This is a genomic window from Salinivibrio sp. AR640 (assembly GCF_001995405.1).
Classification (GTDB): Bacteria; Pseudomonadota; Gammaproteobacteria; order Enterobacterales; family Vibrionaceae; genus Salinivibrio; species Salinivibrio costicola.
Genome location: NZ_MUFD01000028.1, coordinates 35,698 through 44,527, shown reverse-complemented (window position 1 = coordinate 44,527; position 8,830 = coordinate 35,698). Strand labels below are relative to the sequence as shown.

The following is an 8,830-nucleotide window of genomic DNA, read 5'->3' as shown; positions in this document are numbered from 1 at the left end:
GTTTACCCGTCAACCCCAAAAAGCGTAAAAAATCACTTTTAATCTCTATTTATTCATATTAAAGCAATAATTCTATTTAACCATGCAAATAACACGGTCGTCATTTACGACAAAATCCCACGATGACGAGCGCGGAGAGACCCTCTAGAAGCTAGCAAACATGAAAGCTGAAACTTTTTTTCATCTTTTGAGGTGGCTCTATGATAAGCATCAAATCCGGTAGCCAGTTTTCGCGCTAACTTGCGGTTAAGTTGACCCGATCACGCAACATTCGCTAGATTGGGTCTTTACAGTCACAGTAGGATGTAACTTTGTTACAGAATGGATACGCTATGAACGAAAAGTACTCTGCCTTAAAAAGTAACGTCAGTATGCTTGGCCATCTGCTGGGCAACACCATTGAAGATGCCCATGGCCCCGCACTTTTAGAAAAAGTTGAGGAAATTCGTCAGCTCTCAAAATCGGCTGCAGCAGGTAATCAGGATGATCATGCTAAGCTGAAAACCGTGCTGCAAAACTTACCCGCAGACCAACTGCTTCCGGTCGCCCGCGCCTTTAGCCAATTTTTGAATCTGACTAATATTGCTGAGCAATACCATACGGTGTCGCGCCAATCTGACACCCATGAGTGTAGCCCCGATGCGATTGATAACCTGCTCCGACGCGTCAGCCAAGGTGAGATTGATGCCAATGACGCGCAGAAGGCGATCGCCGATTTAAAAATTGAGTTAGTCCTGACCGCGCACCCCACTGAAATTGCGCGCCGCACCACCATTCATAACTTGGTGCAAATCAATAAATGCTTATCCAAACTCGAGCTGAGCGACTATTTAGGCGCCGACGAGCGAGCCAAAACCGAGAAACGCCTTGAACAGTTGATTGCGCAAGCCTGGCATACCGATGTGATTCGCCAAGAGCGCCCGACACCGCTCGACGAGGCCAAGTGGGGCTTCGCGGTGATTGAAAATTCATTATGGCAAGCAGTGCCCGCATTTTTACGCCAATTCGATCAGCAGCTTGAGAGCCATTTAGACATCAACTTGCCCATTGATGCCAAGCCAGTACAAATTTCCTCTTGGATGGGCGGTGACCGCGACGGCAACCCGTATGTCACCAGCGAGGTCACCCGTGAAGTGATGCTGCTTTCACGCTGGAAAGCCGCCGACCTGTATTTGCGTGATGTGCAAGATCTGATCAGCGAACTGTCGATGACTCAGTGTGATGACACCGTGCGCGAGATGGCCGGAGAGGCGCACGAACCGTATCGCGCGATCTTGAAAACGCTGCGCAGTCAGCTCAATCACACATTAAGTTATTTAGATGCCAAGCTGAAAGGCGAGCGCACGTCATCACAGGGCATTCTGACCGACACCCAGCAGCTGTGGCAGCCATTACTGGCGTGTTATCAGTCACTCCACCAATGCGGCATGGGCATTATTGCCGACGGTAAGTTGCTTGATTTGCTTCGCTGCGTGCAATGTTTTGGTGTTCACTTAATCAAGCTCGATATTCGCCAAGAAAGCACTCGTCATGCCGATGTGCTCTCAGAAGTGACCCGCTATTTGGGGATGGGCGATTACGCGCAATGGAGCGAGCAAGACAAACAAGCGTTCTTGATCCGTGAATTGTCCTCGAAACGGCCGCTATTACCCCGTGATTGGACCCCGTCGGATGACGTCAAAGAAGTGATCGACACCTGCCGGGTGATTGCCCAGCAGCCGCGTGAAGCGCTTGGTGCCTATGTGATTTCAATGGCGAGGACCGCCTCGGACGTGCTGGCGGTACATTTGATACTCCAAGAAGCCGGCTGCCCATTCCGCATGGATGTGTGCCCGTTATTCGAAACCTTGGACGACCTGAACAACGCGGAATCAGTCATTGGCGAGCTCATGGCGATTGATTGGTACCGTGGTTTTACTCAGAACTTCCAAATGGTGATGATAGGCTATTCGGACTCAGCTAAAGATGCCGGGGTGATGGCAGCCGGTTGGGCGCAATATCGCGCCATGGAAGCGCTGGTCAACTTATGCGATGACCAAGGGGTTGATCTAACTCTCTTCCATGGCCGTGGCGGCACCGTAGGCCGTGGCGGTGCGCCCGCCCATGCCGCCTTGTTGTCACAGCCCCCTCGTAGTTTAAAAGGTGGCCTCCGTGTGACCGAACAAGGCGAGATGATCCGCTTTAAACTGGGGCTGCCCGATGTCGCGGTCAACAGTTTGAACCTCTACACCAGTGCGATATTAGAAGCGAACTTACTGCCACCACCAGAGCCCAAACAAGAGTGGCGTGCGCTGATGGATACCTTGAGTGACATTTCTTGCCAAGCCTATCGCGATGTGGTTCGCGGCCATGAGCAATTTGTGCCTTACTTCCGCTCCACCACACCAGAGCTTGAGTTAGGCAAGTTGCCACTGGGATCGCGCCCTTCCAAACGTAACCCCAATGGCGGTGTCGAGAGCTTACGGGCAATTCCTTGGATTTTCGCCTGGAGTCAAAATCGCCTCTTACTTCCAGCTTGGCTGGGCGCTGGACAAGCGATCGATCATGCCATTTCCAAAGGCCATAAAGCCCAGCTAGAAGAAATGTGTCGTGAGTGGCCATTCTTCTCCACCCGGCTTGGCATGCTGGAAATGGTGTTTACCAAAACCAACCTCGATATTGCCAAATACTATGATCAGCGTTTGGTCGATGAAAGCCTCTGGCCTTTGGGTGAATCACTCCGCGATCAATTACGCCAAGACATTCAAGTGATTTTGGCGGTGGAAAACAGCGATAACCTGATGGAGCAAAACCCATGGGGCGCTGAGGCGATTCGCTTACGTAATATTTACGTCGAGCCACTGAATATGCTGCAAGCTGAGCTGTTATACCGTACACGGCAATGTGAAGAGGACGATCAGTCGCTTGACGATGCCTTGATGATCTCCATCGCGGGCATTGCCGCAGGCCTGCGTAACACCGGCTAATCGGCCCAAGCCGTACCCTCGGGTGCGGCTTTTTTTGTATCAAGCGAGCGAATAGAAACCGACGCACACGCGAGATTTTTTATCCATAGCCACGTCTAAGGCTTGCTGTTACATTGATAGTATTATTACTATGGAAGGTCGCGGTGACGCGATTTAACAACGCAAAGGAAAACGCAAAGGAATTGCCATGAAAGACGAAACCCTCTCGATTCATCACGGTTATCAGACCGATCCGACCACCAAATCAGTCGCTACCCCCATCTATCAAACCGTCGCCTATGAGTTTGATAACGCCCAACATGGTGCTGATCTGTTTAACCTCGATGTGCCGGGCAATATCTATTCGCGGATCATGAACCCCACCAACGATGTATTAGAACAACGTGTGGCGGCATTAGAGGGCGGTATCGCAGGCCTATGCGTCAGTGCTGGCGCCGCGGCAATTACCTATGCAATCCAAACCCTGGCCAAGGCCGGTGATAACATCGTCGCCACACCACAGCTTTACGGCGGCACCTATACCTTGTTTGCTCATATGCTCCCCGAACAAGGCATTGAAGTACGTTTTGCCCAAAGTGACGACGCCAGTGCGATTGAAGCGCTGATTGATGCCAATACCAAAGCGGTGTATTGCGAATCAGTTGGTAATCCGGCCGGCAATATTGCCGATATCCCCGGTCTTGCCAAGGTTGCCCACGCGCACGGTGTCCCTTTGGTGGTCGACAATACCGTGGCCACGCCCGTGCTATGCAAACCGATTGAACATGGCGCCGATATCGTGGTGCACTCGCTAACCAAATACATTGGCGGCCATGGCACCACCCTAGGCGGTATGATCGTTGATGGCGGCACTTTTGATTGGGTGGCACATCAAGCCCGCTTCCCGCAATTTTCACAGCCCGAGCCGGCGTATCACGGCGTGGTCTATAGCGATACCTTTGGCCCGGCGGCATTTATTGCCCGCGCGCGTACCGTGCCTTTACGTAACAGCGGCGCCGCCTTATCGCCGATGAACGCCTTTATGTTGATGCAAGGTCTCGAAACCTTGAGCCTGCGTATGGAGCGTCACTGCGAGAATGCCAAAGCGGTGGCGGATTACCTTGCCAGTCATCCAGCGGTGGCATGGGTGAACTATGCCGGTCAACAAACTCATCCTCATTACCAACGTGCCCAGTCGCTTATCCGCGGTGGACTGCCCGCATCACTGCTGTCTTTCGGCTTAAAAGGTGGCTTTGATGAGGGGGTACAGTTTTATGATGCGCTGAATGTATTTAAACGCCTGGTCAATATTGGTGATGCTAAGTCACTTGCTTGCCATCCCGCCTCTACCACCCATCGTCAACTGAATGCGCAAGAGCAAGCGAAGGCCGGGGTGACCCCAGAAATGATCCGTCTTTGTGTCGGCATTGAGCATATTGATGACATCATTGCCGACCTTGAACAAGCATTGAGTGCAGTAAAATAGCCCGAGATAGGCGACTCATGCGAACCGATTGTTATACCAATAAATGTGGATATAAAAGATGTCACTTCCCCATGTCATACTGACGGTACTCAGCAACTGCGAAGCCACGGGTTATGATATTACCAAGGCGTTTTCTACCACTATCAGTAATGTGTGGAAAGCCAGCCATCAACAGGTATATCGTGAACTGACTAAGCTCGCCGAGCGAGGTGCTGTGACCTATCGACTTGAGCCGCAAGTCGGCAAACCAGATAGAAAAGTCTATGCCATCACCCCTGTCGGCACCGAGGTGTTAGAGGCGTGGTTTATCCAAGCGCCTAAGCTGGCCCCGCCTCGCGACGAGTACGTCGCACGCCTACTCAGCTGTGAGGTCTTGGATCCCGCGCCGATGCTCGAGCATATCAATAACTTGATTGCGGAATCACAACAACTACTTAATCATTATGCTCTGCTTGAGCAGCGTGATTACGGTCAATCCACATCATTAACGCAACAACAACGCCTCATGCGATTAGCATTACGACGCAGCATTCATCAACGTCGCGCTTGGATGGCCTGGGCGCAAGAAGTGCGCGATGAGCTTACTATACTGGCCGCCAGCGCCTAATCAGAACAATAAACACAACTCGCAACCTAGGCGCCCCACGAAACGGGGCGCTTTTTTTGGCTAAAGGTAAACCGGTTTGGCGGTTTGGCGGTTTAGCGGTTTAACGGTTTAGCTAAGGTGCGACAGCCAATGGGCGAACCCCCAAAGTATGGCAAAGTGCATAGGTCAATTCGGCCCGGTTGAGGGTATAAAAATGAAAATCTTTTACCCCTTCACGGCTGAGTACGCGCACCATATCGATAGCAATCGAGGCACCGACCATCTGCCGGGTCACAGGGTCATCCTCAAGACCTTGATACTGTTTGTGCATCCACTGTGGGACACGCACATGCGTCATTTGCGCAAACCGAGAAGCTTGCTTAAAGTTGGAGACGGGCAAAATCCCCGGCACAATCTCGACATCAATCCCCGCCGCCACACAGCGGTCACGAAAACGTAGGTAGCTTTCCACATCAAAGAAAAACTGGGTAATGGCACGACTGGCACCGGCATCGACTTTCCGTTTCAGATTAATGAGATCCGCTTGCGCACTTTTCGCTTCCGGGTGCACTTCAGGATAAGCGGCGACAGAAATATCAAAGTCATGTTCTTCTTTGAGCAACCGCACCAAGTCAGCCGCATACATAGTCGGCTTTTTCTCCGGCGACGGTAAGTCTCCGCGCAAAGCCACAATGTCACGAATACCATTTTGCCAGTAGTCACGGGCAATATGGCGCAGCTCATCTTCAGTGGCATCGATACAGGTTAGATGGGGCGCCGCCGCGACCCCCGTTTGATCATGAATACTTTTCACGATGTCATGGGTGCGATCACGCTCACCAGAATTGGCGCCATAAGTCACTGACATAAACTTAGGTTTAAGCCCTTTGAGGCGGTGCACGGAATTCCAGAGGGTTTCTTCCATACTGGGCGTGCTGGGCGGAAAAAACTCAAATGAGACGTTAATATCACCGTCTAAGTCGGCAATATTCTGATTAAGTGCATCAATGTGGCCTGCGTGCGTATAGCTCATACCCTCTCCCTGCAACCGGTTTTATTCGCGATGATGTGCGTTTTTGGTTTATACGTTTAGACGTCCATATGTCTAAAGATTGTCGTTATCTGGGTGAAATGTCAACGATCTCAGCCATGAAAAGAACTCATAGTATTATGAAGATAGTCAACATGCAGGAAGCCACCGAGAGCAGCAGCCAAAAGCGCGTCATATAACGTGATCTTCAGATAAAAAAAGCTGTCTTATGTGGAGTAAGACAGCTTTCACGTTTGCGAAGATCACGTTTACTAAAAGGACATTAGTGAAGACGCCCAATTAAGCGATTCAGATCAGATTGTATCGCCCCAGCGGTGACATCCCGCCCCGCCCCCGGTCCGCGGATCACTAATGGATTTTCACGATACCATTGGCTTTCAATCGCAAACACATTATCACAGGGCAGTAGATGCGCCAGCGGATGCTCACTCGGTAAGGTTTCTAAGCTCACCTGCGCATTACCATTGGCTTCTAGACGCGCCACATAGCGCAACACGGCGCGATCTTGCTGCGCTATTTCCAATCGATCCTGTAAACACGCATCCATTTGATGGGCGTTATCGAGAAACGCATCTAACGACAAAGATTGCAGCGCTGGCGGTATCAGTGACTCAACCTTGACCTGCTCGGGCTCCAATGACAGGCCCGCCTCCCTTGCGAGAATCACTAATTTACGCACCACGTCGGCACCCGACAGATCGTCACGCGGATCAGGTTCAGTTAGCCCTTGCTGCCATGCCTGTTCAAGTAAAGCACTGAACGGGACCTCGCCGGTGAATTGCAAAAAAAGCCAGGATAACGTACCGGAAAAGATCCCTGAGAGTGCGAGGATATGATCACCGCTTTCACGTAAGTCTTGAACCGCATAGTTAATCGGCAGCCCAGCGCCTACCGTGGCGTTATATAACCAATGGCGCCCCGTTTTCGCAAACGCATGTTGAATCGCATGGTATTGTTCGGCCGGTGCCGCGCCGGCTTCTTTGTTGGCGGAGATTAAATGAAAACCATGCTCGGCGAGACGCGGATAGAGAGCTGCCAGTGAGGTATTGGCCGTGACATCCAAAATCACCACATCATCATAAGGATGATTCAATAAGCGTGTTAACCATTCATCATCAAAGTATGGCGTGCCATTGTCATCAAAGTCATCCCTGATCTGCATTGGATCGATGCCAGCAAAATCTAACCATTGATTACGACTATCTACCACCGAAATCAGCGACACCTCCTTGCCATGACGCTTTTCGAGGTGCGATTTTTGCTCGGCAAACAAGCTGAGCCAACGCGCGCCAATATTTCCTTTCCCTACCAACACCAAGCCAATGCGACGTTGGGCTTGGAACAGCGCATCATGTAAGCTGGCCACAAGGGCAGGCGTATGCACCTGACGCAAAATCGCCACCATGCTCAGTCCAGATGCAGATTCACTGATAAACTCTACAGGCTGTGACTTCAGCTGCTGATAAAAACCATGACAGTGCACGGGATTATTGACCACGCCGGCTCCGACGGCAGCAACCATATTAAACCCTTCGCGCAGCTTCAACTCCGCGGATAGCCCGGCATCCTGGATCTGGGCCATGACCGAGGCCACGACCTCCGCCGTAAAGGCCAGTAAGATACGATACTGATCATCTTGATAATCCGTCGCCAGTGGTTGCACTTTCAGCTGAGAGAGGATACGGCTCAACTCTTGTTTAATTGCCTGAAAATCTTGCCCGCGGGCGACATCAAACTGCAATAGGCACACATCATCCAAAGATGTAATGATTTTTGCCCCGCGTCCGGTAGCCAGTACACGCTCTATATGGGTCGAGCCACTGTCGGGGGCCTGGGTACAACGTAAGGTCAGATCGGTCGCACTTTGCGCCACAGGCTGTAAAGTACGGCTATGAAGCACGGGCGCCGCCAAGCGTGCCAATTCGCCTGCTTCATCCAATCGGATTAAGGGTAACAAGCAAGCATTATCGACATGGCGTGGATCCGCGCTGTATACACCGGCAACATCACTCCATATAGTCACGCGGCGGACCCCCGCTAACGCACCGAGCACCGTGGCCGAATAATCTGACCCGTTACGCCCCAAAAGTACGGTTTCCCCAGCTTGATTTTGCGCCATAAACCCCGTAATAACGACGTGAGATTGCGTGTGCTGAGAAAGTTGCTGCCGTAACAGTGGCCATGATGCGCCGCGATCGACCTCAGGTTGAGCCGCACGTTCCGCGCGTAAACAGTGGCGCGAGTCCAACATCACCGCCTGACGACACTGCTGATTAAGCAGCGCAGCTAATAAACGCGCCGACCAAACCTCTCCGAACCCTTGCACATCGGCTTGTACGCTGTCGCTCAGCGCTGTCTCCCCGAGCGACGCGATCGTCGCGATGTCAGCAGATAAGGCATCAACCAACTGTTGTTTGTGATCACCGTTGATCAGATTTTCAATCAAGTCTTGCTGAAAGGCACGGACGCCTTGCAAGGTCTCATGCGCCAACCGGCCATCTTTGCCCAGTTGAGCGAGCCAAGCAATGAGCTGATTGGTCGTTTTCCCCGCCGCAGAGACCACAATTAAGTCGTGCGCCTTTGCATGCGCCGTCAGCACATCGACCACACGGCGATAACAATCTGGGCTCGCTAAACTGCTGCCACCAAATTTATGCAATTGGCGTTGTGATTCGGGGGCGGTGTCCATCGGTTGCGCGTGCATGGCGAGGTCTCTCTTGGTCTCAATAAATATCAATAAAGCGGCGTGCTATGACAGCAAC

General features: G+C 51.8%; 5 protein-coding genes. 3 read left to right on the top strand and 2 right to left on the bottom strand.

All coding sequences use genetic code 11. The features are described 5' to 3' along the window. Window positions 1–332: 332 nt before the first annotated feature. The 3 genes from ppc to BZG75_RS13000 all read left to right on the top strand — a co-directional run bounded on the left by ppc (window position 333) and on the right by BZG75_RS13000 (window position 5,038). On the top strand, window positions 333–2,966 hold the full coding sequence (gene ppc / locus BZG75_RS13010; RefSeq protein ID WP_077461540.1) for a phosphoenolpyruvate carboxylase: 2,634 nt from the start codon (window positions 333–335) through the stop codon (window positions 2,964–2,966). Window positions 2,967–3,153: 187 nt separating this feature from the next. Next, window positions 3,154–4,431 carry an O-acetylhomoserine aminocarboxypropyltransferase/cysteine synthase family protein gene (locus BZG75_RS13005; protein ID WP_077461539.1) on the top strand — a complete coding sequence of 426 codons (1,278 nt, stop codon included), beginning with the start codon at window positions 3,154–3,156 and terminating at the stop codon, window positions 4,429–4,431. A gap of 58 nt (window positions 4,432–4,489) precedes the next feature. Further along, window positions 4,490–5,038 carry a PadR family transcriptional regulator gene (locus BZG75_RS13000; RefSeq protein WP_077461538.1) on the top strand — a complete coding sequence of 183 codons (549 nt, stop codon included), beginning with the start codon at window positions 4,490–4,492 and terminating at the stop codon, window positions 5,036–5,038. Between the two features lie 112 nt (window positions 5,039–5,150). Here BZG75_RS13000 and metF read toward each other — a convergent pair whose 3' ends face one another. Next, complete coding sequence (metF, locus tag BZG75_RS12995) at window positions 5,151–6,050, bottom strand: methylenetetrahydrofolate reductase (protein WP_025744244.1); 900 nt, start codon at window positions 6,048–6,050, stop codon at window positions 5,151–5,153. A gap of 280 nt (window positions 6,051–6,330) precedes the next feature. Then, window positions 6,331–8,772: a bifunctional aspartate kinase/homoserine dehydrogenase II gene (locus BZG75_RS12990; RefSeq protein ID WP_077461537.1), complete on the bottom strand. Its 2,442-nt coding sequence runs from the start codon at window positions 8,770–8,772 to the stop codon at window positions 6,331–6,333. Between the last annotated feature and the right edge of the window lie 58 nt (window positions 8,773–8,830).

Coding starts and splice junctions, on each gene's coding strand:
- metF (WP_025744244.1), bottom strand. CDS start 6,050: ATGAGCTATACGCACGCAGGCCACATTGATGCACTTAATCAGAATATT.
- BZG75_RS13005 (WP_077461539.1), top strand. CDS start 3,154: ATGAAAGACGAAACCCTCTCGATTCATCACGGTTATCAGACCGATCCG.
- BZG75_RS12990 (WP_077461537.1), bottom strand. CDS start 8,772: ATGCACGCGCAACCGATGGACACCGCCCCCGAATCACAACGCCAATTG.
- ppc (WP_077461540.1), top strand. CDS start 333: ATGAACGAAAAGTACTCTGCCTTAAAAAGTAACGTCAGTATGCTTGGC.
- BZG75_RS13000 (WP_077461538.1), top strand. CDS start 4,490: ATGTCACTTCCCCATGTCATACTGACGGTACTCAGCAACTGCGAAGCC.